This window comes from Pantoea phytobeneficialis, assembly GCF_009728735.1.
GTDB classification, from domain to species: Bacteria; Pseudomonadota; Gammaproteobacteria; order Enterobacterales; family Enterobacteriaceae; genus Pantoea; species Pantoea phytobeneficialis.
The window spans coordinates 3493281-3519110 of sequence record NZ_CP024636.1; the positions used below are offsets into that span (position 1 = coordinate 3493281).

The 25830-nt window shown below is 55.0% G+C and carries 23 protein-coding genes and 1 tRNA gene; 23 read left to right on the forward strand and 1 reads right to left on the reverse strand.

The genetic code is table 11. From position 1 onward, the window contains the following. The 6 genes from CTZ24_RS26740 to proR all read left to right on the forward strand — a co-directional run. Positions 1–261 (forward strand): integrase core domain-containing protein (locus CTZ24_RS26740; RefSeq protein WP_208723573.1); only part of this gene is annotated, 261 nt, incomplete at its 5' end. A 139-nt stretch (positions 262–400) separates the two neighbouring features. Beyond that, complete coding sequence (locus CTZ24_RS16105) at positions 401–937, forward strand: hypothetical protein (protein WP_208724059.1); 537 nt, start codon at positions 401–403, stop codon at positions 935–937. Positions 938–1402: 465 nt separating this feature from the next. Next, positions 1403–2179 carry an AHH domain-containing protein gene (locus CTZ24_RS16110; protein WP_208725573.1) on the forward strand — a complete coding sequence of 259 codons (777 nt, stop codon included), beginning with the start codon at positions 1403–1405 and terminating at the stop codon, positions 2177–2179. Between the two features lie 4 nt (positions 2180–2183). After that, positions 2184–2735 (forward strand): hypothetical protein, encoded by a 552-nt coding sequence (locus tag CTZ24_RS16115; protein ID WP_208724060.1) that lies wholly within the window; start codon positions 2184–2186, stop codon positions 2733–2735. Positions 2736–2996: 261 nt separating this feature from the next. Further along, positions 2997–3236: a hypothetical protein gene (locus CTZ24_RS16120; protein ID WP_437180259.1), complete on the forward strand. Its 240-nt coding sequence runs from the start codon at positions 2997–2999 to the stop codon at positions 3234–3236. 3 nt (positions 3237–3239) lie between these two features. Beyond that, on the forward strand, positions 3240–3542 hold the full coding sequence (gene proR / locus CTZ24_RS16125) for a transcriptional regulator ProR (protein ID WP_208724061.1): 303 nt from the start codon (positions 3240–3242) through the stop codon (positions 3540–3542). Between the two features lie 178 nt (positions 3543–3720). Here the strand turns inward: proR and CTZ24_RS16130 are convergent. Beyond that, positions 3721–3796: transfer RNA gene (locus CTZ24_RS16130), tRNA-Asn, on the reverse strand. 507 nt (positions 3797–4303) lie between these two features. On the opposite strand from CTZ24_RS16130, the gene CTZ24_RS16135 reads away from it, so the two are divergent. From CTZ24_RS16135 to CTZ24_RS16215, 17 genes are all read left to right on the forward strand, one after another. Continuing rightward, entirely contained in the window at positions 4304–5227 is a 924-nt protein-coding gene (locus CTZ24_RS16135) for a sugar ABC transporter substrate-binding protein (RefSeq protein WP_208724062.1), read from the forward strand. A gap of 33 nt (positions 5228–5260) precedes the next feature. Beyond that, positions 5261–6745: a sugar ABC transporter ATP-binding protein gene (locus tag CTZ24_RS16140; RefSeq protein ID WP_021182770.1), complete on the forward strand. Its 1485-nt coding sequence runs from the start codon at positions 5261–5263 to the stop codon at positions 6743–6745. Between the two features lie 23 nt (positions 6746–6768). After that, positions 6769–7791 (forward strand): ABC transporter permease, encoded by a 1023-nt coding sequence (locus CTZ24_RS16145; RefSeq protein ID WP_208725575.1) that lies wholly within the window; start codon positions 6769–6771, stop codon positions 7789–7791. 397 nt (positions 7792–8188) lie between these two features. Then, positions 8189–9106 (forward strand): nitrogen assimilation transcriptional regulator NAC, encoded by a 918-nt coding sequence (gene nac, locus CTZ24_RS16150; protein WP_021182773.1) that lies wholly within the window; start codon positions 8189–8191, stop codon positions 9104–9106. A gap of 456 nt (positions 9107–9562) precedes the next feature. After that, positions 9563–10522 (forward strand): HTH-type transcriptional regulator Cbl, encoded by a 960-nt coding sequence (gene cbl / locus CTZ24_RS16155; RefSeq protein ID WP_021182774.1) that lies wholly within the window; start codon positions 9563–9565, stop codon positions 10520–10522. Positions 10523–10671: 149 nt separating this feature from the next. Further along, a complete protein-coding gene (locus CTZ24_RS16160) occupies positions 10672–12129 on the forward strand; it encodes an NAD-dependent succinate-semialdehyde dehydrogenase (RefSeq protein ID WP_208724063.1) in 1458 nt (485 codons plus the stop codon). Between the two features lie 358 nt (positions 12130–12487). Then, positions 12488–13957, forward strand: a complete 1470-nt coding sequence (locus CTZ24_RS16165; RefSeq protein ID WP_021182776.1) for an aldehyde dehydrogenase family protein — start codon at positions 12488–12490, stop codon at positions 13955–13957. Positions 13958–13988: 31 nt separating this feature from the next. Beyond that, positions 13989–14657 carry a haloacid dehalogenase type II gene (locus CTZ24_RS16170; protein WP_021182777.1) on the forward strand — a complete coding sequence of 223 codons (669 nt, stop codon included), beginning with the start codon at positions 13989–13991 and terminating at the stop codon, positions 14655–14657. A gap of 17 nt (positions 14658–14674) precedes the next feature. Continuing rightward, positions 14675–15952 carry an NAD(P)/FAD-dependent oxidoreductase gene (locus CTZ24_RS16175; RefSeq protein ID WP_208724064.1) on the forward strand — a complete coding sequence of 426 codons (1278 nt, stop codon included), beginning with the start codon at positions 14675–14677 and terminating at the stop codon, positions 15950–15952. A gap of 185 nt (positions 15953–16137) precedes the next feature. Further along, entirely contained in the window at positions 16138–17742 is a 1605-nt protein-coding gene (locus CTZ24_RS16180) for an ABC transporter substrate-binding protein (protein ID WP_021182779.1), read from the forward strand. Between the two features lie 27 nt (positions 17743–17769). After that, positions 17770–18723, forward strand: a complete 954-nt coding sequence (locus CTZ24_RS16185; protein ID WP_013509639.1) for an ABC transporter permease — start codon at positions 17770–17772, stop codon at positions 18721–18723. After that, a complete protein-coding gene (locus CTZ24_RS16190; RefSeq protein WP_021182780.1) occupies positions 18723–19574 on the forward strand; it encodes an ABC transporter permease in 852 nt (283 codons plus the stop codon). The genes CTZ24_RS16185 and CTZ24_RS16190 overlap by 1 nt, the downstream gene beginning before the upstream one ends. Further along, the gene (locus CTZ24_RS16195; protein ID WP_208724065.1) at positions 19571–21235 is read left to right on the forward strand and encodes an ABC transporter ATP-binding protein; all 1665 of its coding nucleotides are present in this window, start codon (positions 19571–19573) and stop codon (positions 21233–21235) included. Before CTZ24_RS16190 ends, CTZ24_RS16195 begins: the two co-directional genes overlap by 4 nt. Before the next feature lie 263 nt (positions 21236–21498). Further along, complete coding sequence (locus tag CTZ24_RS16200) at positions 21499–22830, forward strand: NAD(P)/FAD-dependent oxidoreductase (protein WP_021182782.1); 1332 nt, start codon at positions 21499–21501, stop codon at positions 22828–22830. A 10-nt stretch (positions 22831–22840) separates the two neighbouring features. After that, positions 22841–23689 carry a GNAT family N-acetyltransferase gene (locus CTZ24_RS16205; protein WP_021182783.1) on the forward strand — a complete coding sequence of 283 codons (849 nt, stop codon included), beginning with the start codon at positions 22841–22843 and terminating at the stop codon, positions 23687–23689. Continuing rightward, complete coding sequence (locus CTZ24_RS16210) at positions 23689–24615, forward strand: 2-hydroxyacid dehydrogenase (RefSeq protein ID WP_208724066.1); 927 nt, start codon at positions 23689–23691, stop codon at positions 24613–24615. The genes CTZ24_RS16205 and CTZ24_RS16210 overlap by 1 nt, the downstream gene beginning before the upstream one ends. A gap of 7 nt (positions 24616–24622) precedes the next feature. Further along, positions 24623–25756 carry a M20 aminoacylase family protein gene (locus CTZ24_RS16215; protein WP_208725576.1) on the forward strand — a complete coding sequence of 378 codons (1134 nt, stop codon included), beginning with the start codon at positions 24623–24625 and terminating at the stop codon, positions 25754–25756. Positions 25757–25830: the final 74 nt, after the last annotated feature.

Genomic DNA, 25830 nt, shown 5'->3' on the forward strand with positions numbered 1-25830 from the left:
GAAACGCGGGCGTTCGCCCGGATGCTGGGGCTTGAGCCATGTACGACCGCAGTTCGTAGCCCGGAAAGCAATGGCATAGCAGAAAGCTTCGTGAAAACGATAAAGCGGGATTACATCAGTGTGATGCCAAAACCGGACAGCCAGGTAGCGGTGATGAACCTGGCGGAGGCGTTCAGTCATTACAACGAACATCACCCGCACAGCGCGCTGGGATATCGCTCGCCGCGGGAATATATACGCAGAAAGTTATCACAACCGTAAGAGAGAAAAGGCGTCTGGATATATAGGGTCAAATCCAGGTACACCGATAAGGGCCTCAGACCTTGCCAGAGATAGCAGTGTGTTAGGGAATCAACGTGCGTTAGAAATATGGAATAACATATTAAATTAAGAGGTGAATGTGAAAAATTTAGACGAGTATTTTATACTTCAACCTATAAATCTTCTTTTCAGTGAGTCTTTGCTTTCAGGTTACAATGGAGCTGAGCTAAGTTTGGATTTTGAAGTCATAAAAGATTTGGAATTTTCTTTGGAAATTTCTAAGAGTCAAAACTTACCTGATGGCTACGTTGTTTGGCAGGATGTAATCGATAACGCAGTAAGTGATTTTAGGTTGGATAAAAAGTTCTCTGATGCAGAGAACTTTATTTCCACTAAAGATGATGATTTTTCATCATATCAAAGTAAATTATCACTTGCTTACAGAAAGTCAAAATTAAAAAAGAGCAATACAGATTATGATGATTTTTATTTCAATGTCTTAGGTGAGGTTTACTACCAACTAAAGATGGTAACATTGCAAAGATATGTTAGGGGGAACGTTGAAAATAGTTTCCTTGAGAAACTATTCCTTCTCTATAGAGAAGGCTTATACCCTTGTGGAAAGAAAAATAAAGGAACCATTGTTGCTTACAATCCTATTGATATAGTCAACTAAACTCGGTTTTTATTTTTAGTGTTGATAATTAAAGTCTGAGCTAATCTTTTCTTATTCTCCTCGTGATCTACTTGTACGCCCCGATAGGGCGTTATTACGTAGCAGAGAATGAAAGCAAAGAAATGGACTTCGAAGAAATTGATAAAATATTTTAAGAAGTGAATTTTTTGAAAGCTATAATGGGGAATAAATTAGAGTGTCATCCGGGATAAAGCAAAGACGATTTACTGGATGTGGATTTTCATTATCTCGAAAACGATGACATCTTAGATTAATAAAAAAGCCGGAAGCGATCTGAATGATCCTTCCGGCTTTTTTTGACCGTTAATTGCCACGATAAATCCATAAGCTTCAGCAGCAACGGTACAGTATGTTAACCCAGTACCCAGTACCCAGTACCCAGTACCCAGTACCCAGTACCCAGTACCCAGTTCGTGCGTCGGCAATTATCAGCAGCACGCCTAGATTTACTGGTATCACACCGAGATCAATGGGTTGCCGGATCGGGTGACAAATAATTGCGGTGACACTGTCTGGCAGGGGGTGTTTTCCGCCTGGGGACGCACCACACGGGAACGCACCGGCATTGACTGGGATGTGCCGCAGAACCTGCGCTTCCAGGGGCAGTATCTTGACCGCGAAACCGGTCTGCACTATAACACTTTCCGGTACTATGACCCGTGCGGCGGGCGTTACAACCAGTTGGACCCGATAGGGTTGATGGGTGGGTTGAATGTCTCAGCCTATGTGTTGGACCCTCTAACGTGGATAGATCCTTTAGGATTAGAAGGATGTTCTACTCGACTCGGTAGAAATATGATGGAGTCTATGGGCCTTCCACGTTCTACAACCTGGAAAGGTTATCAGGCGCACCATATTATACCGAAAGAATTAGCCAATCACCCTGCCTTGAAGAAGATAAACTACTACATTGATGATGCTTCTAATGGTATATTTCTCAGGAAAGTGGATGATGCAAAAAGTGCTATGTCAAGACATCAGGGGAATCATCATGGATATACTGATGCTGTTAAAGATGCGCTTGATAAAATTAATATCAACCAATCTCCTGCTAATATATCTAAACAGGTTAGTGCCATCCAGGATACGGCTCGTCGCGGGATGCAAGATGGAGTGCCAATAAGATCAAAAGATATGTATAACTCGGACATTTTTGGTCGAGATATTGAGCAGGTTGGCAGGCAGAGAGTATATAATTTGTGGTCAGGTATATTTGGGTGATTATATGAATATTCAATCTGATGAGTATATGGAACCAGTAGTTTTTGTTAATGACGCACTTTTTCTTTCGGGTACAAACGACCCCCTTGGTAATTACGATGTTATTGCGGATCCAAAAAAAGCCAGAGAATTGCTTTTTGAACAAAACTTGGATGAATCATACCTGAATTGGAGTGATTTTTTTTCAACATTAATATCTGATTTGATTCTCGACAAAGATTACAAGAACTCTCAAAAGGATATAATGGATAATTCAAAAAAATTAAAGAGTGATGCTCTCAAGGATAATATTCGCAAGAGAAAGGCATTTTTACTGAGGAAGAAAAACGGATTAGCAGATAATGATGATTATGATTTGTTTGTTAATGAAGTAGGTGATGAGGCTATTCATATGCTTAATATGGTGGCAACTCAAAGATATCTGAAGGGTTATCAAGAGGGAACAATGCTGGAGGAAATATTTTCAATATTCAAAAAAGGCTGTATTCCATGTGGCATTAATAGGGATAGAAAAACACTCTCAGTTTTCAATCCGATAGTATTGAAAACATCGTAATAGATAAATTTTCTATATTTATTAAAAGCCGTAGGGGTCTAAATGATCCTTCCGGCCTTATCTTTCCGACAACCTCACCCCATCTCTTTCCACAGTCTCACATCCAACTTTCATGCAAATCTTCCCTAATTACATCAAATTCTCCGAAGTCTCCCTCCTGTTTCACTAACGTCCTATTGCCTCACCTCAACGTTTGTGCATAATTCCGCCGATAGGTTTTCACCTATATAACATTTAACCTATATTACAAGGAGGTTCTGTGTGGTTAGTGGATTAGACGACAACGATCGTGCACGCGTGTTAGCTGCCTTAATGGTGCTGCGTATCCAGTCTGCTGGGGAGCCGCTGAGTGCTTTCTTTCCCTTTGATCCCCGGCGAACCGCTATTTTGCTGTGCCCAGGCAATAAGGTGGGTAAAGAAAAACACTTCTATCACGAGATGATCCCTTTAGCCGACAGACTACTGACCGAGCATCTCCAGCAACTGACAGAGAAGGAGTAATGTATGGGTCGTACGCTGGAACAACTACTGGCTGATGAAAAACCCTCAGTCGTAGCCAGGGCGGAAAAGATGGCCACCGAGACGCTACTGAATATCCATCTCGCAGAACTGCGTGAGAAGGTGGATAAAACTCAGGTGGAGATGGCGACTTCTCTTGGCGTGAAGCAGCCGACCGTAGCCGAAATGGAGAAGCCGGGACGTGATGTCAAGCTGTCCACATTGAAACGTTATGTTGAAGCCGCAGGTGGCAAGCTGCGTGTTGATGTTGAGTTGCCGGACGGTTCTCATTACGGTTTTATGCTGTGACATCGCACATAAACTGACAGGCGTGATAAATCACGCCGCTACCAAGCCTGCGGTATTCAGCAACGCAGTGCCAAAGCGCGCATCCGTAGCGGCGCGATTTATCGCGCATTCTGGTTGTGAACATTTACCAGAAAGCAAAAAACCCGCTCAGGTTTCCCTGAGCGGGTTTTTCTAAATATGGCTCCTCTGACTGGACTCGAACCAGTGACATACGGATTAACAGTCCGCCGTTCTACCGACTGAACTACAGAGGAATCGTTGGAACGAGGCGCATATTAGCGATGCCGCTCCCCGTTGTCAAAGCCCTCCTGCACACTTTTGGTTTAAGTGCGCGGAAAAGCAGCGGATTGCTGTTTTTCTGCCTTGAATGATCACAATTCAAACTGCCAGCAAGATCTCACTTTAAACGCAATTCCTCGCAGATGTTAGATGCGTGTCAAAGTTTTGTTATTTGCCGATTTTAAAACAATCGTTTCAGTGCTTTTATGATGAAAATTTCAAATGGCATCGAGATGGAATAAATGAACTGCTTATCATCACTGGCGGAACAACTTTTACAACCCGAAACGCTGTTTTGAAAATAACTTGTTGATAAGGAACAAGTTACAGGAAGGAGTTGTTGCAAACCGATAACGTTAAACCAGAAGCCTTACCTCTACAACCAGATAAAAAACGCCAGTGACGTTGAGTGAATGTAAAAGAATTTTTTCATTCGAGGTATCAGCCAACCTGTGCATGTTAACGATAAAGAAGGGTTACCTATGAACATTAAAAAAGCGTTAGTGACTTCCCTGTTAGTTTGCATGTTACCTGCCGCTGCAATGGCAAAAGATCTCCAGGTTGGTGTTTCTATGGCGTTGTTTGATGACAACTTTCTGACCATTCTGCGTACCTCAATGCAAAAAGAGATGCAAAAAGACAACATCAAAGGGCAGGTGGAAGACGCTAAGGGCGACGTTGCACAGCAGCTGCAACAGGTGCAGAACTTTATCGGGCAGGGCGTGGACGCCATCATTGTTAACCCAGTTGACACCAATGCGGTAAAACCAGTGATTGATGCAGCAAGCAAAGCCGGTATCCCGCTGGTCTTTGTTAACCGTAAACCGGCGGGCGAACTCACCGACAAAATGGCTTTCGTGGGTTCCGACTCCGAACTGGCAGGTCGTCTGCAAATGGAAGCATTAGCCAAAGCGATGAACGGTAAAGGTAACGTCGCCATCCTGTTGGGTGACCTTGCGAACGAATCAACCCGTGAGCGTACCAAAGGCGTTGAAGCGGTGGTGGCAAAATATCCGAACATCAAAGTGGTACAGAAGCAAACTGCAAAATTCACCCGCAACGATGCGGTGGATGTGGTGAGTAACTGGTTGACTGCGGGGGATGATATCCAGGCTATTGCCTCCAACAACGACGAAATGGCGATCGGTGCTTTACAGGCTCTGGGCAAAAACCCGAACCACATTTTGGTTGCTGGTGTAGATGGTACGCCTGATGCGTTGCAGATGATCAAAAACGGCAAAATGGTCGCCAGTGTGTTCCAGGACGCCAAAGGCCAGGGTGAAGGTGCTGTGCAAACCGCTATCAAACTGGTCAACGGTGAAAAGGTACAGAAGATCGTCGACATCCCGTTCCAGCTGATCACCAAAGACAACTACACCAAATTCGCCAGCATGAACCAGAAATAAACCGAACCCGACAAAGCCGTACGGAGGTGATGTATGACCGCTTTTGCGCTTGAAGCCGAAGGCATCAGCAAGTTCTTCCCTGGAGTGAAGGCACTCGATAATGTCTCACTGCGAGTGAAACCGGGGTCGGTACATGCCCTGATGGGCGAAAATGGCGCGGGCAAATCCACTTTAATGAAATGCCTTATCGGGATGTATCGTCCCGATAAGGGCACCATCCGCATTAAAGGGGAGCCAGTGCAGTTTCAGGACACGATGGACGCGCTGCGTTCCGGGATTTCCATGATCCACCAGGAACTGAATCTGGTGCCTCATATGACCGTGGCCGAAAACATCTGGTTGGGTCGCGAACCGATGAAATACGGCTTTGTCGATCACGCGTTGCTTAACCGGCAGACGCAAGAACTGCTGAACAAACTGAATATCCGTCTCAAAGCCGAGCGTATGGTCGGTGAACTGAGCATCGCAGCGCAGCAGATGGTGGAAATCGCCAAAGCGGTGTCGTGGAACTCAGACATCGTCATTATGGACGAGCCAACCTCGGCACTGACAGAAACCGAAGTCTCGCATCTGTTCACCATTATTCGTGACCTGCGTGAGCAGGGCAAAGCCATCATCTATATCAGCCACAAAATGGATGAGATCTTCTCTATCACTGACGAAATCAGCATCTTCCGTGACGGTGCCTGGGTGGGCAGCAACAGCACCACGCAGTTTACCCGTCAGTCGCTGATTACGCAGATGGTAGGCCGTGAACTCACCCAGTTGTTCCCGAAATTCAATAACGCCATCGGTGAAGAAGTGTTGACGGTACGTAACCTCAACAGCAAAGGTCGCTTTCAGGATGTCAATTTTACCCTGCGTAAAGGCGAAATCCTCGGCGTTGCCGGGCTGGTGGGGGCCGGACGCAGTGAAGTGATGGAAAGCCTGTTTGGTATGGAGAGTTTCGACAGCGGCGAAGTGCTGATTGACGGCGTTCCGGTGAAGATCGACTCACCGTCCACTGCAATTGAAAAAGGCATGGCGTTCCTGACGGAAGACCGTAAAAAGTCCGGGTTGTTCCTGGTGTTGTCGGTGCTGGAGAACATGAGCATCGTCAACATGCCGGATTACATCGGAAAAAGCGGCTTCGTCAGTCATATGAAAATGGCGCAGGACTGCATGGAGCAGATCCGTAAGCTGAACATTAAAACGCCGACGATGGACCAAATTATCAATAACCTCAGCGGGGGGAATCAACAGAAGGTGCTGATTGCCCGCTGGCTGCTGGCGCAGCCGAAGATCCTGATCCTTGACGAACCGACGCGTGGTATCGACGTAGGCGCCAAAGCAGAGATCTATCGTCTGATCAGTGAACTGGCTAACCGTGGCGTCGCCATCATTATGGTGTCGTCAGAATTGCCGGAAATCCTCGGCATGAGTGACCGCGTGATGGTGATGCACGCAGGACGTATAACCGGCATCCTCAATAAAGAAGAGGCCGACCAGGAAACCATTTTGTCGCTGGCATCCGAGTGAGGCGTGAGACAACCATGAGCAACATGAAAGTGACGGCCTCCCAGGCCACCGAGCAGACTTCGTTTTTCGGCAACTTGCGTCACAAGCTGCCCAAAGACACCGGTATTTTTGTTGTTATGCTGGGCATTGCCCTGATTTTCGAAATTGCGGGTTGGTATGTGCGTGACCAATCCTTCCTGCTGAACACTAACCGTCTGGTCCTGATTGTATTGCAGGTGGCGATTATCGGTATCATCGCGGTTGGGGTGACTCAGGTCATCATTACCACCGGTATCGACCTCTCCTCAGGGTCGGTAATCGCCCTGACGGCGGTGGTGGCGGCCAGTCTGGCGCAAACCTCCGATAGCCTGTCGCCGATGTATCCTTCGCTGGTGAACCTGCCTGCTGCGATTCCGATTGTCGCGGGGATTGGGGTAGGGCTGCTGTGTGGTCTGGTCAACGGGGTGCTGATTACCCGCACAGGTATCCCGCCGTTTATTGCTACGCTCGGGATGATGGTGTCTGCTCGTGGTCTGGCGCAGTACTACACCCAGGGCAACCCAATCAGTTTCCTGTCGGATGGCTTTACCTCAATTGGCCAGGGCGCAATGCCGGTTATCATCTTCCTGGTGGTAGCGTTCCTGTTCCATATCGCGCTGAAACATACCCGCTACGGCAAATATGTCTACGCGATTGGCGGCAACATGACTTCCGCCAAAGTGTCAGGCATCAACGTGAATAAGTACCTGATCATCGTCTACACCATTGCCGGGGCACTTTCTGGCCTGGCCGGGGTGGTACTGGCGGCGCGCGTCAGCAGTGGGCAATCCAGTATGGGCCTTGCTTACGAACTGGATGCCATCGCCGCAGCCGTTATCGGCGGTAGCAGCCTGATGGGGGGGGTGGGACGTATTACCGGCACCCTGATCGGTGCGGTGATCCTCGGTCTGATTAAAAGTGGCTTTACCTTCGTCGGTGTGGACGCCTACGTGCAAGACATTATTAAAGGGATCATCATCGTTGCGGCAGTGTCCATCGACATGCATCGTAACCGTAAGAAACGCTAATGACCTTCTGAGTAAATCAGGCTACTGCCTTGCACGGTAGCCTGTGCGCCAGTACCAGGAAATCCAGTCTCCACGCGTAGTTGCGTGATATCCATGACCCGACCTGCACCAATGGTGCACGTCGGGTCATCACTTTTTTGCACATCTGCCTCGCATTTTCTGCACCGTAATGGTGCATTCAGCGCAATCTTTCAACAATCCGTGCCATGCCCTGCGCTTATTAACCCTTATGGGGTAATCAGAAACGCTTATTTTCCGCGCCGTTAGGAAAAATCTGGTAAAGCTTTTTTGTGAACTGATAAAACCTGGCCTGCATATTGCAATCTTTATGACACAAGCCAGCAGGCTAAGAGCTCCAATTATAATTGGGCATTCGGGGATCCGTTACGGAGGCAAAATGAACTTAAGACGACTGAAATACTTTGTAAAAATCGTCGATATCGGCAGCCTGACTCAGGCAGCAGAAGTGTTGCATATTGCGCAGCCCGCGCTTAGCCAGCAGGTTGCTACGCTGGAGAATGAACTTGATCAGCAACTGCTGATCCGCACCAAGCGTGGTGTGACGCCGACGGAAGCCGGTAAAATTCTTTATGCCCACGCTCGCACCATCCTGCGCCAGTGTGAACAGGCACAGACGGCGGTGATCAATGCTGGTCAGGCGCTGAATGGTCAGGTTTCGATTGGTCTGGCGCCGGGAACCGCAGCGTCGTCGCTGACCATGCCGCTGCTGCAAACCGTCCGCGAGCAGTACCCGGATGTGCTGGTGTATCTGCACGAGAACAGCGGTACGTCGCTGAATGAAAAAGTGATGAACGGTCAGTTGGATATGGCGGTGCTGTATGACCGTGCACCGACTGCGGGCATCAACAGCATTCCGCTGATGAAAGAAGAACTCTACCTGGTCGGTGCTACTGACTGTCCGGGAGCAACTGTTGATTTGGCCGATGTGGCACAGATGAATCTGTTCCTGCCACGCGACTACAGCGCCGTGCGTAAACGCGTGGATGAAGCCTTCTCCCTGCGTCGCCTGAGTGCACGTATTATTGGTGAAATCGAATCGATTTCGACGCTGACCGCAGCGGTATCCAGCGGGATGGGTGTGACCGTGCTGCCGGAATCTGCGGCGCGTGCGTTGGTGAGTTCCACTCATGCGTGGATGGCGCGTATCAATAGCCCATCTCTGAACCTGCCGCTGTCGCTGAACGTGTCGGCGCGCCTGCCACTCTCTCCGTCGGCTCAGGCGGTGAAGAATATCCTGCTGTCGCTGCTGAACAAGCCGATGGTGGAAGATCGTGAACTGATGCTGGTGAGCTGATAGCGGCTGGATTCGTGCCGGTTTCGTTCGCCTTGGGCTGATGTAGTTGCAGTTCGCCGGTGCGGCGACCGAGCAAAGGGTGCCTGGCCGCACCCTTTGCAATCCCAGGCCTTGCGCCAGCCTCTTTTTTTGCGCGATCAATCGCGCCGCTACAATTCAACACCGCCTTTCACCGCTGCACGACGTTAACTTCGCTGTCATATCATCATTGCTGCCTGCGCGATCAAGCGCGCCGCTACGAGTAATGTGCTGCCATTTGTAGCGGCGCGATTGATCGCGCAATTAAGCAAGCAGCAGGCTTTCAGGCGGTGGGTGGGTGGAACCTTCTTGAACCAACCTGTCTCCCTCCAATCCCCTTATTACTATTCCGCATAACAAACCGTTTTTAATTATTTGTTGTGCTGCCAGCAACTTCATAACATGGAAGAAACAGGGCAGGAATCAGGAGAAAAGGGTGTGAATTTCCAGCAACTTAAAATTATACGCGAAGCAGCCCGTTGCGAGTTCAACCTGACAGAGGTCGCCAATACGCTCTTTACCTCACAATCCGGGGTAAGTCGCCATATACGCGATTTGGAAGATGAGCTGGGCGTTGAAATTTTCATCCGCCGTGGCAAACGTCTGCTGGGGATGACGGAACCCGGCAAAGCATTGCTGACCATTGCTGAACGCATCCTCGATGAAGCGGGTAAAGTGCGCCGCCTCGCGGATGTGTTTACCAATGAAACCAGCGGGGTGCTGACCATCGCCACCACCCACACGCAGGCGCGTTATAGCCTGCCACGGGTGATTAAAGCGTTTCGTCAACTCTATCCCAATGTGCGGCTGGAGCTGAACCAGGGATCGCCGCAGGAAATTGTGGCGATGTTGCTGGCGGGTGAAGCGGATATCGGCATCGCCAGTGAGCAACTGGTGAACAACGCCAGTCTGGCGGCTTTTCCGTGGTTTAGCTGGCATCACTCGCTGCTGGTGCCGCACGATCATGAATTGTTGCAGAGCGAGCCGGTGTCGCTGGGACAACTAAATCGTTATCCGCTGATCACCTATCGGCAGGGCATCACTGGCCGTTCGCGTGTTGACCGGGCCTTCCAGGCCGCCGGATTAAAGCCAGACATCGTGCTCAGCGCACAGGATTCTGATGTGGTGAAAACCTATGTCGAACTGGGGCTGGGCGTCGGTATTCTCGCTGACCAGGCTTGCGACATCTATGATGGCGAAGACCTGGTGAAAATCGATGCACATCATCTGTTCGATGCCAACACCGTATGGCTCGGCCTGAAGCGCGGCCAGCTGCAACGTAACTATGTCTGGCAGTTCCTCGAACTGTGTAACGCCAACCTGTCGCTGGAAGAGATCAAACGTCAGGCGCTCTCCTACGAAACCGGCGACGAACCGGCAATCGATTTCCAGATCTAATCCCCCCTGCGCGGCCCATCCGGGCCGCACAGCATAAAATTTCTTTTCCCGTCGCAAAACGCGTACCTGTGTTATTTCCCCGTCGCAGAAAAACATCCTGCGCTGTGCCGCCGCGTTACAGTGAAATGACACAGACACAGGGGAAAAGCATGTCGCGTATTCAACTGAAAGATGCGGAATTACTGCGCCAGCAGGCGTTATTTGGCGGTCGCTGGCAGGATGCGCTGGCAGGGGCAACGCTGCCGGTGATTGATCCTGCAACCCAGGAAACGCTGGCCACCATTCCGGCATTGGGTGCCGCCGAAACCGAGCAGGCGATAGATTATGCCGAGTCAGTGCGTATCAGCTGGGGCAAGACCCCGAACGCGACCCGTGCGGCGCTGCTGGAAAAGTGGCATCAGCTGATTCTGGACAACGCCGATGACCTGGCCATCATCATGACCGCTGAGCAGGGCAAACCGCTGGCCGAAGCCAAAGGCGAAGTGTTGTACGGTGCCAGCTTTGTCAAATGGTTTGCCGAAGAGGCGCGGCGTATCTATGGCGACACCATCCCGGCCCCCAGCGAAGATCGCCGCATTCTGGTGCTGAAGCAGCCAGTCGGGGTGGCGGCGGCGATTACGCCGTGGAACTTCCCGATTGCGATGATCACCCGCAAAGTGGCCCCGGCGCTGGCCGCAGGTTGCCCGATTATCGTGAAACCTTCCGAACTGACACCGCTTTCGGCGCTGGCACTGGCGGTACTGGCGGAGCGCGCCGGATTCCCGAGTGGGGCACTTCAGGTGTTGACCGGACTGCCAACTGAAATCGGCAGCACGCTGACTGCCAGCCGCACGGTGCGCAAAATCTCCTTTACCGGCTCTACCCGCGTCGGGCAATTGCTGATGCAGCAAAGTGCCGACAGCATCAAACGCCTGAGTCTCGAACTGGGTGGTAACGCGCCGCTGATCATCTTTGATGATGCTGATTTAGACATCGCGGTGGCCGGAGTGATGGCGAGTAAGTTCCGCAATGCCGGACAGACCTGCGTGTGCGCCAACCGCATTCTGGTTCAACGCGGCATCTATGAACGCTTTAGCGCGCGCTTGTTGGATGCCGTGGCGACCCTGAAAGTCGGAGACGGTTTTGATGCGCAAAGTACCATCGGCCCGTTGATCAACGATCGCGCCGTCGAGAAGGTGAACAGCCATATTGATGATGCGCTTAGCCAGGGGGCCACGCTGCTCAGTGGCGGTATCAGCCAGCCCAACGGCACCTTTGTGCAGCCGACGGTGTTAGGCAATGTGACCAACAAGATGCGTATTGCTCATGAAGAAACCTTTGGCCCGGTAGCGCCGCTGTTTATGTTTGACGACGAGCAGGAAGCAATCGCTATGGCGAATGATACGCCTTATGGGTTGGGTGCTTATTTCTTCACCGAAAATATTCGCCGCGCCTGGCGTGTTGCCGAGTCGCTGGAATTTGGCATGGTAGGATTTAATACCGGCGCGATTTCATTAGATGCGGCACCTTTCGGCGGAATTAAATTATCCGGATTAGGGCGTGAAGGTTCTCGTTACGGAATTGAAGAGTATCTGGAGCAGAAAACTTTTCATATTGGCAGTCTCTGATTAGAAATTAACAAACGGTCAGCTCAACGCCTGTTACTTCCGGTAACAGGCGTTTTTTTATTTTGTGCGCAATGTCATGTTTTTCCGGCTATTCGCCGTTTTAGTGCAAGTTTCATGCGCAGTGCACCAAAGAGATGCGCATAATTTGTGAGCTAAATCATCTGTTTAAAGCTTCGGCAATTCCGCAAAATTTCCCTCACCAATACGGCAGAAAATTTTTTTGGGCTGTTTTTTACGCATTATAATTTTTTGTCGGGCTGGCATACTTTCTGCATTAGCTTATTAACAGCCCACATAAGTGCGGCGAGAAAGTTTAATTAGCACGCTAATGACGGGTGTAACAAATAAGGATTTTTCCATGTTAAGTTTCGACCCTGAAAAAGTTTTATTACCTGCCGGACATTATATTGATGGCCAGCACCAACATACGCAGGGCGCGTCTTTTGCGGTGAAGCGTCCGTCAGATGGCAAAGTCTATGCCACCCTGAGCGAAGCTACGGCAGAGGACGTGGATCGTGCGGTCACGATTGCGCATCGCGCCCTGACCGTCAGTGGCTGGCGTAGCTGCCCACCGCGCGAACGTGGCAAGGTGTTACGCCGCTGGGCCGATCTGATTGAGAGCGATCTGCTGTTGGCGCAACTGGAAGCGCTCGGCTCCACCCGGCCAATCAGCGATGTGGTGCAGCACGAAATTCCGTTCACTGCTGAAGCCATCCGTTTCTACGCGGAGTGCGCCGACAAATACAGCGGTGACCTGTTCCCGACCCAAGAGCGCAGCCTCGGGATGCTGATCTCCGAACCTTATGGCGTGATCGGTGCCATCACGCCGTGGAATTTCCCGCTGTCGATGGCGTCATGGAAATGTGGCCCGGCGCTGGCGGCAGGAAATGCCGTGGTGCTGAAACCTTCAGAGCTGACGCCGTTCTCCACCGTGCGCATGGCCGAACTGGCGGTGCAGGCGGGCTTACCGGCAGGCATCCTCAACATCGTGCAGGGCAGCGGGGCCGTCACCGGCAGCGCGCTGGTCACACATCCTCTGGTACGCAAAGTCTCCTTTACCGGTTCCACCATCACGGGTGCTCGCATCATGAGTGATGCGGCGCAGCATGGTATGAAGCCAGTGACCCTCGAGTTGGGTGGCAAAAGCCCGCAACTGGTGTTCGACGATGCGGGCGATATTGACGTACTGGCGCAACGTATTTTACGCGGCTTTACCGCCAACGGCGGCCAGGCCTGCGTGGCCGGTACACGCCTGATTGTGCAACGGGGTATCGCTCAGCCGTTGCTGGATCGTCTGGTGGCGCTGTGTCAGCAACCGCGTCCGGGCGTGACCTGGCAGGATGACAGCCGCTATGCACCGCTGATTGATGACCGTCAGGGGAAAAAAGTCGCCTCCGTGATTGCAGCGGCCAAAGCCGAAGGGGCGGAGGTGCTGGTGGGCGGTGAACGTTTTGCTGACACCGAAGACGGCTGGTTCTGGCAACCCACCTTGCTGTGCGGTGTGGCACCGAACAATCCGGCGGTGCAGCAGGAAATTTTTGGCCCAGTGCTCACCGTGCAGGAATTTGATGACGAAGAAGAAGGGCTACAGCTGGCGGCGCATGAAACCTACGGCCTGTGCGCTGGGGTGCATACCCTGAGCCTGCCACGCGCCATGCGGGCCATGCGGGCGATTGAATCCGGCACCGTGTGGATCAACCGCTATGGCCGTTCCGGCGATTTTATTATCCCCACCGGCGGCTTCCTTGGCTCCGGCATTGGCAAAGATCTGGGGCGTCAGGCATTTCAGGCCTGTCAGCGTCAGAAAAGCGTATTAATCGATTTTTAATTTCCGTATCAGACAACGACGAGGTCGCGTCATGGCACTGTTTAAACCGAAATACATCACCTTTGATTGCTACGGCACCCTGATCAACTTCGATATGGCCGGTGCGGCTGAGCGTTGCTTCAAAGCGCGCGTCGCGCCAGAAGCGATGCAGGCCTTCACCACCGATTTCGCCCGTTATCGCATGGATGAAGTGCTGGGTGCGTGGAAGCCGTATTACGACGTGGTGAGCAATGCGCTGCAACGTACCTGCAAAAAATGGGGTGTGCAGTGGGACAAGGCCGACAGCGACTTTATCTACACCGACTGCGCCACCTGGGGACCGCATCCCGACGTCCCGGCTGGTCTGGCAAAAGTGGCACAGGAGTTTCCGCTGGTGCTGCTCTCCAACTCGATGAAAGACCTGCTGCCGCACCACATTCCGCGTCTCGGTGCGCCCATCCATATGGCGATCACCGCAGAAGAAGTCGGTGCCTACAAGCCGCAGATGAAGGGCTTCGAATACATGCTGGAAAAACTCGATTGCCGTCCGGACGAGATCCTGCACGTCTCCTCCAGCCTGCGTTATGACCTGATGACCTGCCATGACATGGGCATCACCAACAAAGTGTGGGTCAACCGTGGTCACGATCCGGCTAACCCGGCTTACGGCTACACCGAGATCAAAGATATCGGCGGTCTGCCCGCTGTGGTTGGACTCTAAGCCCGGAGGGCAGCGCAATGAAACTCGAATCTTTCTGGCAGGCGACCGCACCGCAATTCCGTGGCGCAGCAACGGGTGCGCTGCCCGCGACCGCCTCGGTGGTGGTGATCGGCGGCGGGTTCACCGGCGTCTCGGCGGCGCTCAACCTGGCACGCAGCGGCATTGATGTGGTGCTGCTGGAGAGCGGCGACATCATGAGTCAGGCCTCGGCGCGCAACGGTGGTCACTGCAATACCGGCGTATCGCAAAACTTTGCCTCGCTGGTTGCCAGCCAGGGACTGGAGCAGGCCAGCCGCTTCTACCGTGCGTTTGACGGTGCCGTGAGCTACGTCGAGCAACTGGTGCGGGAAGAACAGATCGATTGCGATTTCCGTCTGTGCGGCAAGTTGAAACTCGCCAGCAAAGCCACGCACTTTCCCGGCTTACGCAGCGCCTGGCAGTTGATGCGCGATACCGTGGATCCGGAAATCGAGCTGATTAGCAAAGATGAGATCCGCCGGGAAGTGGGCAGCGATGCCTTTCACGGTGGCCTGCTGCAAAAACGTGGCGGTCAGATGCATATGGGGAAATTTGGTGTCGGTCTGGCGGAAGCCGCGGCACGCAGCGGGGCGAAGATTTTCCCGCACCATGCGGTGACCGGGTTGACGCGTCTTGACGGCTACCGTCATCGCGTCACTACCGCTAAAGGCGAGATTGTGGCAGACAAAGTGCTGATGGCGACTGGTGTGTCCAATGAAGGTCCGTTCCCGTGGTTCCAGCGCCGTATTGTGCCAGTCGGCAGCTTTATCGTGGTGACGGAACCGCTGGGCGATGCGTTGCTCAGCCAGGTACTGCCAAAAGATCGTACCTATGTCACCTCGCTGAATATCGGTAACTACTTCCGCACCACGGCGGATCGTCGTCTGGTGTTTGGTGGCCGCGCCCGTTTTGCCGTCAGCAATCCGACCTCGGATTCGCGCAGCGGCGAGGTATTACGCGCCGCGATGACCGCGTTGTTCCCGCAGTTAGGGCAAGCGCGCATTGATTACTGCTGGGGCGGCATGGTCGATATGACCGCCGACCGGCTGCCGCGTGCCGGTGAGCACGACGGCGTGTTCTATTCCCTCGGCTACAGCGGGCATGGCACGCAAATGTCAACCTGGATGGGGCGGGTGATGGCCGATGTACTGGCAGAAAAAAGCAACGACAACCCGTGGCAGCGTGAGGCCTGGCCTGCGTTGCCCGGTTACCACGGGAAACCCTGGTTTTTGCCTCTTGCGGGCTTGTATTACAAAGCTAAGGACCGGCTCTCCTGATCGTCTGGCGCGATAAATCGCGCAGCTACAAAGCATGGCACCAACTGTAGCGGCGCAATTTATTGCGCAATGCGTAAAAGCCTGCACCCATCTGTAGCGGCGCAATTTATTGCGCAATGCCGCGAGGTGCGGGCTTTCAGTGACGATGATCGAATTAAACAACATTTCATATTGAGGGTGTGCAGATGAGTAAATTTAAGAAAGAATCTGACGCTGTAAATCCGGCCCTGACGCGCGCACTGACCGAAGGGTCGCTGTCCCGTCGTAGCCTGATGAAGTTGTTGTCCGCCGGTGCGGTGATGAGCACCGGTCTGATCGGTTTTCCGGAAATGGGTTTTGCGGCGGAAACGCCGGTTAAAGGGGGGAAACTGCGCGCGGCGATGTCTAACGCCTCGGCTACCGATACCCTCGACCCCGCTAAAGGCAACAACAGCGGCGATTACACCCGTCAGTTTATGTTTTACAGCGGCCTGACCGAGCTGGATAAAAACCTGCAAGTGCACCCCGCACTGGCCGAATCGGTGGAGTCAGGCGATGGTGTGACCTGGCAGATCAAACTGCGCAAGGGCGTCACCTTCCACGACGGCAAACCGCTGACGGCGAAAGACGTGATTTACTCCCTGAGCCGCCATAAAGATCCGGCGGTAGCCTCTAACGCCTTCAAGCTGGCGGATCAGTTTAAGACCTTCACCGCCGTCAATGACAACGAAGTACAGCTGGTGCTGAGCCAGGCCAACTTTGACGTGCCTTATATGCTGGCGGCCGCGCCGTTCCTGATCGTGCAGGATGGCACCAAAGATTTCAGCAAAGGCATCGGCACTGGCCCGTTCAAACTGAAAGAGTTTACCCCTGGCGTGCGTTCAGTTGGGGTGAAGAACCCGAATTACTTCAAGCCGGGTCTGCCGCACCTCGACGAAGTGGAACTGTTGGGCGTCACCGACCAGGCTGCACGCGTCAATGCCCTGATGTCTGGCGATCTGCACATCATCTCCACCCTGGGCGCTGCCGACTGCAAACGCATCAAAGCCACCTCCGATTTCGCCGTGCTGGAGAGCAAATCCGGCATGTACACCAACCTGATTGTGCGTACCGACATGAAACCGGGCAGCAACGAAGACTTCGTGCTCGGCATGAAGTACCTGCAACCGCGTGAGATGGTGGTGAAAACCGTGTTGCAGGGCTACGGCGATGTGGCGAACGATACCCCAGTACCGCCGTGGCATCCGTTCTACAACGCCGATCTCAAGCCGCGTCCGCTGGATGTGGAAAAAGCCAAATTCCACTTCAAAAAAGCCGGAATGGTTGGAGCCAACGTCGAGATCATCACCACGCCTAACATTGAAGGCGCAGTGGAAGGCGGTCAGTTGATTCAGCAGGTGGCACGCAACACCGGCGTGAACTTTAAAGTACGCCGCGTGCCGTACGACGGCTACTGGTCCACCCACTGGACCAAAGACCCGGTCGGTTATGGCTCGATCAACCCGCGTCCAACGCTGGATATGCTGTTCTCACAGTTCTATCTCTCCAGCGCCTCCAATAACGAATCCGGCTGGAAGAACGATCAGTTTGACCAACTGGTGGTGGCAGCCCGTGGCGAACGTGACCAGGCGAAACGCAAGCAGATGTATGGCGATATGCAGACGCTGATTTATGACCACTGCGGCACCATCATCCCGACCTTTATCAGCTCAACCGATGGTTACAGCAAGAAGGTGAAAGGGGTGGAAGCCTGGCCGTCAGGCATGATGATGGGCTATCGCTTCCATGAGTTCGCCTGGCTGTCTGCCTGATCCCTAAACCGTAAGAGGAGCACGCCGATGAACCGATACATGATGTTCCTGATTGCCCGCCGCGCAGGCGCGGGCATCCTGACCTTGCTTATCGTCTCGGCGGTGGTGTTTTTTATCACCAGCCTGCTGCCCGGTGACGCGGCGCAGATGATTCTGGGGCAAAACGCCACACCGGAAACGGTGGCGGCGTTACGCCAGCAGTTGGGGCTGGATCAGCCGCTGCTGGTGCGTTATTTCAGCTGGCTGGGCGGGATGCTGCATGGTGACTTTGGCATCTCTTTCGCCAGCCATTTACCGGTAGCGCAGTTGGTGGCGCAACGTATTCCGGCCACCTTTGAACTGGCGGCGATCACCACCCTGATCTGTGTGCCGCTGGCGCTGGTGATTGGTATCGCCGCAGCGATGAACCGGGGTTCGTTGATTGACCGCTTCCTGGTGGTCAGCACGATGGCGACCGTGGCGGTGCCGGAATTTCTCGTCGCCACCGTGGCGGTGCTGATTTTTGCCGTCAAATTGCATTGGGTGTCGGCGATGTCGTTCGGCAGTCCGAATATGGATCTGCTCAGCTACCTGAAATCCTATGCCTTGCCGGTGTTGACGCTGTGCTGCGTGCTGGTGGCGCAGATGGCACGCATGACACGCGCCGCCATCATCAACCAGCTCGACAGCCCGTATCTGGAGATGGCGCGCCTGAAGGGGGTCTCGCCGTTGCGGGCGGTACTGCGCCACGCGCTGCCGAATGCTGTCGGACCGATTGCTAACTCCATCTCACTCAGCCTGTCGTATCTGTTTGGCGGCGTGATCATTATCGAAACCATTTTCAGCTATCCCGGCCTTGCCAGTGCGCTGGTCGATGCGGTGAGCAACCGCGACCTGCCGGTGGTGCAGTTCTGCGTGATGCTGTTCGCTGCCTGTTACCTGCTGTTGTTGCTGGCGGCTGACATCCTGACCATCGCCTTTAACCCGAAATGGAGGAGCTGATGAATAGCTTGCTACTTCCCTGGCGCTTTTTTCAGTCGCTAACGATCTCTGGCCGCTTCGGCCTGCTGATCTCGCTGTTCTGGGTGTTTATGGCGATATTCGGCACCCAACTGGCACCGCACAGCGTTGAAGATATTGGTGGTGGCCCGATGCTCGGCGGTATGACCGCGGATAACTGGCTCGGCACCGACTATCTCGGGCGCGATATCCTCAGCCGCATTCTGTACGGTGCGAAGTTCTCTATCGGTCTGGCGCTGACCGCCGCGCTTGGGGCCAGCCTGATTGGCACCCTGCTGGCGCTACTGGCCGCGGTAACCGGACGTTGGCTGGAGGAAGTGCTGGGACGTGTCAACGATGCACTGCTGGTACTACCGGGCAAAGTGCTGTCGCTGATGATCGTTGCGGTGTTCGGTTCCTCATTGCCGATGCTGATTCTCACCGCCATCTTCACCTACTGGCCGGGTGCCTTCCGTATTGCCTTCGCTATGGCGAGCAGCCTGCGCAATATGGATTACGTGCGTGCGTCGAAGCTGCGGGGCGAAAGCCGCTGGTATATCGCAATCCACGACATCCTGCCCAATATGGTGCATCCGATGCTCACCGACTTCGGTCTGCGGTTCGTCTATATCGTGTTGCTGTTGAGCGGCCTGAGCTTTCTCGGCCTCGGCGTTCAGCCACCATATGCCGACTGGGGCACGCTGGTACGCGAAAACATTCAGGGCTTGTTTGATGGATCACCGGCGGTACTGATGCCTGCGGTCGCCATCGCCAGCCTGACCATCGGTGCCAACCTGTTTATCGACAGCCTGCAAGCGATGCGTCCACTGACCCTTGCGAAGGAGGGAGCATGAACGTGACACCCCATACCGCCATGCCTGTGATTGCCGTTGAGAATCTGCGCGTCACCGCGCAGACCGACAAAGGTGAAGAGATTGATCTGGTTTCTGATGTGCGTTTTACCGTGCAGAAAGGGGAAGTGCTGGCACTGATTGGTGAGTCCGGCTCCGGCAAAACCACCATCGCTATGGCGCTGATGGGTTATGCTCGCCACGGCTGCCGCATTGCTGACGGCATGATCCATGTTGCTGGCACCGATGTACGCAGCCTGTCACCGGGGCAACTGCGTGAATTTCGCGGTAACAAAGTGGCTTATATCGCCCAGAGTGCGGCGGCGTCGTTTAACCCAGGTATGCGTATTCTTGACCAGGTGATTGAACCGGTGGTGATCCACGGCACCATGAAACGCAAAGCGGCGAAGGAGAAGGCGATAGCGCTGTTTCGCGAACTGGCGTTGCCGAACCCGGAAACCATCGGCGATCGGTTCCCGCATCAGGTATCCGGCGGTCAATTGCAACGTCTGATGACGGCGATGGCGTTGATTGGCGATCCAGATGTGGTGATCCTCGACGAACCGACCACCGCACTGGATGTGACCACCCAGGTCGAAGTGCTGAAAGCGTTTCGCCGCGTGGTGGCCCAGCGTGGCGTGACTGCCATTTACGTCAGTCACGATCTGGCGGTGGTGGCGCAAATGGCCGACCGTATTCTGGTGCTGTTACAGGGCAAAATGGCGGAGTACGGCACCACCGAACGGCTGATTGGCGCGCCACAGGCGGAATACACCCAGTTGTTGATGAATGCGGCGCGTCAGAGCGAGCGTCCCAGTAACTGGAGCTGCGCTACCGCAGAGATGCAACCGCTGCTGGAAGTGCGCGATCTCTGCGCCGGTTATGGTCCGCGCGACAAAGACGGTCAGCCGAAAATCCGCATCCTTGAAGATATCAACCTGAAGCTGTGGAAAGGGCAGGCGATCGGCATCATTGGGGAATCCGGTTCCGGTAAAACCACGCTGGCGCACGCCATTGCCGGGCTGAATGCCCCGAGCCAGGGACATATCCTGTTTAACGGCCATTACATCAACGGCGATATGCACAAACGGCCTGATAACGAGCTGCGCCGTATTCAATACGTCTTCCAGATGGCTGACACCGCACTTAATCCGGCGCACAGCGTCGAACGCATCCTGTCACGACCGTTAGCGTTGTTTCACGGCCTGAGCGGCGCGGCGCGCGAACAGCGGCTGCATCAGCTGCTTGATCTGGTCAAGCTGCCGCGCAGCGTGTTGTGGCGACGTCCGTGGGCGTTATCAGGCGGGCAGAAGCAGCGCGTTAACCTGGCGCGTGCGCTGGCTGCCGAGCCGGATCTGATTTTGTGCGATGAAGTGACTTCCGCACTCGATACCGTGGTGGCCGCCGCCGTGCTGGATCTGATCAGCGAGCTGCGACGCGAGCTGGGATTGTCGGTACTGTTTATCAGCCATGACATGCACGCGGTACGCGCAGTTTGCGACGATATCGTGGTGATGAAAAGTGGCCGCATTATCACCCAAATTGCACGAGCAGATTATGCCTTGCCGACCAGCGAGTTGTATTTCGAACGCCTGAAACGCGCCGTTCCCGAGCTGCGTCAGGGCTGGCTGGATGAGCATGAAGAGGTATTGAAGGCGGAGTAGGTGCGGGCTGTGACCCTCACCCCGGCCTTCTGGGCAGGTGCGGTCTGTGACCCTCACCCCGGCCCTCTGGGCAGGTGCGGGCTGTGACCCTCACCCCGGCTCTCTCCCATAAGGGAGAGGGAGATGTGCCATATGCTCGATCTGTTCCCTCTCCCGCTTGCGGGAGAGATTGCTTGCTCGATCAGTTCCCTCTCCCGCTTGCGGGAGAGGGTTAGGGTGAGGGAAAACGCTCACCAACCCAAACCAAAAGAGGTCGTTAAGTTATGCCTGCGCCGATTCGCTATGTACAGGACAGTGCAAATTTCCCTGAGTCTGCCGATGTGGTGGTGATCGGTGCCGGTATCGCCGGTTCAGCCGCCACCTGGGAGCTGGCAAAGCAGGGTTTAAACGTGGTGTTAGTGGAAAAAGGGCTGGTCGGTGCCGAGCAGTCGAGCCGTAACTGGGGCTGGTGCCGCCAGCAGAACCGTGACGAGCGCGAGCTGCCGCTGATCATCTATGCGCTGCAACGCTGGGGTGAACTCAATGCGGAAACCGGTGAGGAGCTGGGCTTTCGCCGCAGCGGCCTGGTGTATGCCACGCGCAACGAAGACGATATCGCCGCCTGGGAAAAATGGGGCCAGATGGCGAAACAGTACGGCGTGCGCAGCGATATGCTCAGCGCCGAACAGGCCAAAGCGATGACTCCGGGCAGCACCACCCACTGGCTGGGCGGCGTTTCATCGCCGACCGACGGCCATGCCGAGCCGCGTCTGGCGTCTGCCGGTCTGGTCATCGGTGCCCAGCGACTTGGTGCGCTGGTGTTCCAGCAGTGCGCGGTGCGCGGGCTGGATATTGCCGGTGGTGTGGTGAGCGGTGTCTGGACCGAGCGTGGTTTGATCAAAACCAGCCGGGTGATTTGTGCCGCCGGTGCCTGGACCTCAATGTTCTGCCGCCGCCACGGTATCGACCTGCCGCTTGGCAACGTGATCGGCACCGCTTTCCGAACTCAGCCGATTGAACAAGCCATCGCCATGCCGCTGTATACCCCCGGCTTTGCCTGTCGTCCGCAAATTGATGGCAGCTACACGGTATCGGTGTCGGGACGTGGTCGTCTGGAACCCGGCGCGCAGGGCATTCGCTATGCCCGCCAGTTCTATCCGACCTTCAAAAGTCGCCGTAAAAACCTTAAATTCAGTTTGAGCTTCAAACCGTTCCTGACTGGCCCGGAAGCGCTGGGCGGCTGGGAATTCGATCGCCAGTCACCGTTTGAGCGGGTGCGAATTCTTGACCCGGCAGCGGATGCCAGCCTGGTACAGGAAGGACTGGCGGCGATGCGCAAAGAGTATCCGGCACTCGCCAACCTGAAACTGGCGCAGGCCTGGGGCGGCATGATCGACAGCACGCCGGATGCGATTCCGGTGATCTCCACCGTGGCGAAACTGCCGGGGCTGGTGCTGTCGGCGGGCTACAGTGCACACGGTTTTGGTATCGGTCCGGGGGCCGGTCGGCTGGCGGCCGATCTCGCCACGGATACGACGCCGGTGGTCGATCCGACCCCTTATCGCTATTCCCGTCTGGTTGATGGCAGCGGCCTTGACGCGCCAGGCATGATGTAAGGAGCACAGCATGAGTATCACATTACGCGCGATGACGGCAGACGACATCGAACAGGGTTTTGCCATGACGCAACACCTCAAGTGGCCGCACCGCCGTGAGGATTGGTTGCAGGCGGTGACGTTGGGTGAGGGCGTGGTGGCCGAAGAACACGGCGCTTACCTTGGCAGCGCCATTGGCTGGCGTTGGGGTGAGCAGGCCGCCACTATCGGGCTGGTGATCGTTAACGACCAGTTCCAGGGACGTGGCGTTGGCAAGCAGCTGATGCTGGCGTTGCTGGAAAAATTCCCCGGCTACAATGTGCGGCTGCATGCCACTGAAATGGGTAAAGGGTTGTACGCCAAACTGGGTTTTAACGTCACCGGCCATATCCAGCAGCACCAGACGCGTGCGCTGACGACTGTGCCGACCGTGACTATCCCAACCGGGCTGACGCTGCGTAACGCCACCGCTGCCGATGCCAGCGTGCTGACCGAACTGGACCAGCAGGCGCATGGCATGTGGCGTCCCAGGATGATTGCAACCCTGATTGCCGACAGTCAAACGGTGATCTTGCAGGATGCGCAACAACGTATTCATGGTTTTGCCAGCCTGCGCCGCTTTGGACATGGCTGGGCGATTGGCCCGGTGATTGCGCTCAACCTGCCGGTAGCACAGGCGCTGGTATCGGCGCTGATGCAGGGGTTAAACGGTGAGTTTGTGCGTATCGATACCGACGGCGCACAACCGCTGGCTGCCTGGCTGGAGACACTGGGACTGGCGCAGGTCGATGCGCCAACCACCATGATTCGGGGAACGCCGTGGTCACCGCAGGTCGGTGGCATGCAGGCGTTCGGGTTGATGACCCAGGCGATGGCCTGATGCATATCGCCTACAAATCCGATCCGGTGCGCGGTGCGCACTGGCAACGCTGGCTGGCGCAACATGCGCCAGATATTCAGCTACATATCTGGCCGGACATTGATGACGCTGAGCAGGTCGAGGTGTTGGTGGCCTGGCAGCCGCCAGACGATGTCATGGCGACCTTTCCCAACCTGAAAGCGTTGATGTCGGTTGGCGCAGGGGCAGACCAGTTTGACCTCAGCAAACTGCCGCCGGAACTCCCGGTAGTGAGGATGATCGAACCCGGCCTGACCCAGGGCATGGTGGAGTACGTTACCTTTGCCGTGTTGGGGTTGCATCGTGACATGCCGCGTTATTTCCAGCAGCAGCGTGAACAGCTGTGGCAAACCCATCGCATCTATACCGCGGGCGAACGCCGCGTCGGGGTGATGGGGCTGGGAGAACTGGGCCAGGCATCGCTAAAACAACTGGTTTCGCTTGGCTTCAATTGCGCGGGCTGGAGCCGTACACCGCGTGACATCGACGGCGTGCGCTGCTGGCACGGCAGCGAGCAACTGGCGGAGTTCCTCGCCTGGAGCGACATTCTGGTGTGTCTGCTCCCGCTTACTGACACCACCCGTGGACTTCTGAACGCCGAACTTTTCGCGCAACTGCCATCAGGAGCCGCATTGGTGCAGGTTGGGCGCGGGCCGCAACTTAACGACGATCATCTGCTGGCGGCGCTGGCGAGTGGCCAGCTCAGCGCGGCGGTGATTGACGTAACCGATCCCGAACCGCTGCCAGCCGGGCATCCGTTCTGGCACCACCCGGCTATCTGGCTGACACCGCATATCGCCAGCCAGACGCAAAGCGACAGCGCTGTGGCGGCACTGGTGGAAAATCTGCGTCGCTATCAACGCGGCGAACCGATGGTCGGCGTGATCGATCGCAACCGGGGATACTGAGATGCAACTGGAACAATTAGTCGCACTGCGACGGGATCTGCACGCCCATCCCGAGCTGGGATACAAAGAAACCCGCACCAGCGACATCGTGGCGCGGGTTCTCACGGAGCAGGGCATTGAGGTGCATCGCGGACTTGGCGGCACCGGCGTGGTAGGGGTGCTGAAACGTGGATCGGGATCGCGGGTGATTGGCCTGCGTGCCGATATGGATGCGCTACCTATGCAGGACAACGGCAGCCAGCCGTGGAAAAGCACCCATGATGGTATCTGCCATGCCTGTGGTCACGATGGACATACGGTGATGCTTCTGGGTGCCGCCATGCAACTGGCGCAACAGGGCGATTTCGACGGCACGCTGGTGTTTATCTTCCAGCCGGCGGAAGAGGGGCTGGCAGGGGCGAAAGCGATGATCGATGACGGTCTGTTCAGCCGTTTTCCCTGTGATGCGGTCTATGCGCTGCACAACTGGCCGGAACTGCCGCTGGGTGAGGTGCAAACCCGTCCGGGGCCGATTATGGCGGCGGCGGATCGTTTTGATATCACCGTGCAAGGGGGCGGCGGCCATGCTGCGCAGCCGCACCTGACGCGCGACACCCTGTTGGCGGCCAGCGAGCTGGTGGTGGCGCTCAACACTTTGGTGGCGCGCGCACTGGACCCCTGTGAACCGGCGCTACTTAGCGTGACGCGGATGCAGGGCGGTTTCTCGCACAACATGATCCCGGCGGAAGCCAGCATCACCGGCACCGTCCGTACCTTCAGCCCGGCGGCGCAGGACATTATCGAAAGCCGGTTGCGCGCAATGGCGCAGCACGTCAGCGCCGCGCACGGTTTGCATGCCGAGGTCAACTACCTGCGTTATTACCCGGCCACCGTGAACAGCGCGCCTGAAGCGCAGCTGGCACTGACTGCGGTACAGCAGGCTGGAATGACGGCGAGTGAAGCCAGACAACCGGCGCTCACCTCGGAAGATTTCGCCTTTATGTTGCAGGCAAAACCGGGTGCGTATCTGTGGATTGGCTCCGCGCCGAGCCAGCCGCTGCACCATTCAGCCTACGACTTTAATGATGCACTGATCCCGCAGGGTATTCAGGCGTTGACCGCCATTGCCCGCCACGCGCTGCGTACAGAATTTCCCTGCTGAATGGCAGACGATTTTGACAGTAAATGCCGCTGCCCCGGCAATTACGGCAGCGTGAGAAACCAACGGGTTGCGAT

What these genes read in the sequence shown, in the direction of transcription:
- CTZ24_RS16170 (WP_021182777.1), top strand. Translation starts at nt 13,989, where the DNA reads ATGGCACTGTTTAAACCGAAATACATCACCTTTGATTGCTACGGCACC.
- CTZ24_RS16185 (WP_013509639.1), top strand. Translation starts at nt 17,770, where the DNA reads ATGAACCGATACATGATGTTCCTGATTGCCCGCCGCGCAGGCGCGGGC.
- CTZ24_RS16175 (WP_208724064.1), top strand. Translation starts at nt 14,675, where the DNA reads ATGAAACTCGAATCTTTCTGGCAGGCGACCGCACCGCAATTCCGTGGC.
- proR (WP_208724061.1), top strand. Translation starts at nt 3,240, where the DNA reads ATGGGTCGTACGCTGGAACAACTACTGGCTGATGAAAAACCCTCAGTC.
- CTZ24_RS16195 (WP_208724065.1), top strand. Translation starts at nt 19,571, where the DNA reads ATGAACGTGACACCCCATACCGCCATGCCTGTGATTGCCGTTGAGAAT.
- CTZ24_RS16190 (WP_021182780.1), top strand. Translation starts at nt 18,723, where the DNA reads ATGAATAGCTTGCTACTTCCCTGGCGCTTTTTTCAGTCGCTAACGATC.
- CTZ24_RS16200 (WP_021182782.1), top strand. Translation starts at nt 21,499, where the DNA reads ATGCCTGCGCCGATTCGCTATGTACAGGACAGTGCAAATTTCCCTGAG.
- CTZ24_RS16140 (WP_021182770.1), top strand. Translation starts at nt 5,261, where the DNA reads ATGACCGCTTTTGCGCTTGAAGCCGAAGGCATCAGCAAGTTCTTCCCT.
- CTZ24_RS16115 (WP_208724060.1), top strand. Translation starts at nt 2,184, where the DNA reads ATGAATATTCAATCTGATGAGTATATGGAACCAGTAGTTTTTGTTAAT.
- CTZ24_RS16205 (WP_021182783.1), top strand. Translation starts at nt 22,841, where the DNA reads ATGAGTATCACATTACGCGCGATGACGGCAGACGACATCGAACAGGGT.
- CTZ24_RS16180 (WP_021182779.1), top strand. Translation starts at nt 16,138, where the DNA reads ATGAGTAAATTTAAGAAAGAATCTGACGCTGTAAATCCGGCCCTGACG.
- CTZ24_RS16160 (WP_208724063.1), top strand. Translation starts at nt 10,672, where the DNA reads ATGTCGCGTATTCAACTGAAAGATGCGGAATTACTGCGCCAGCAGGCG.
- CTZ24_RS16165 (WP_021182776.1), top strand. Translation starts at nt 12,488, where the DNA reads ATGTTAAGTTTCGACCCTGAAAAAGTTTTATTACCTGCCGGACATTAT.
- nac (WP_021182773.1), top strand. Translation starts at nt 8,189, where the DNA reads ATGAACTTAAGACGACTGAAATACTTTGTAAAAATCGTCGATATCGGC.
- CTZ24_RS16135 (WP_208724062.1), top strand. Translation starts at nt 4,304, where the DNA reads ATGAACATTAAAAAAGCGTTAGTGACTTCCCTGTTAGTTTGCATGTTA.
- CTZ24_RS16210 (WP_208724066.1), top strand. Translation starts at nt 23,689, where the DNA reads ATGCATATCGCCTACAAATCCGATCCGGTGCGCGGTGCGCACTGGCAA.
- CTZ24_RS16145 (WP_208725575.1), top strand. Translation starts at nt 6,769, where the DNA reads ATGAAAGTGACGGCCTCCCAGGCCACCGAGCAGACTTCGTTTTTCGGC.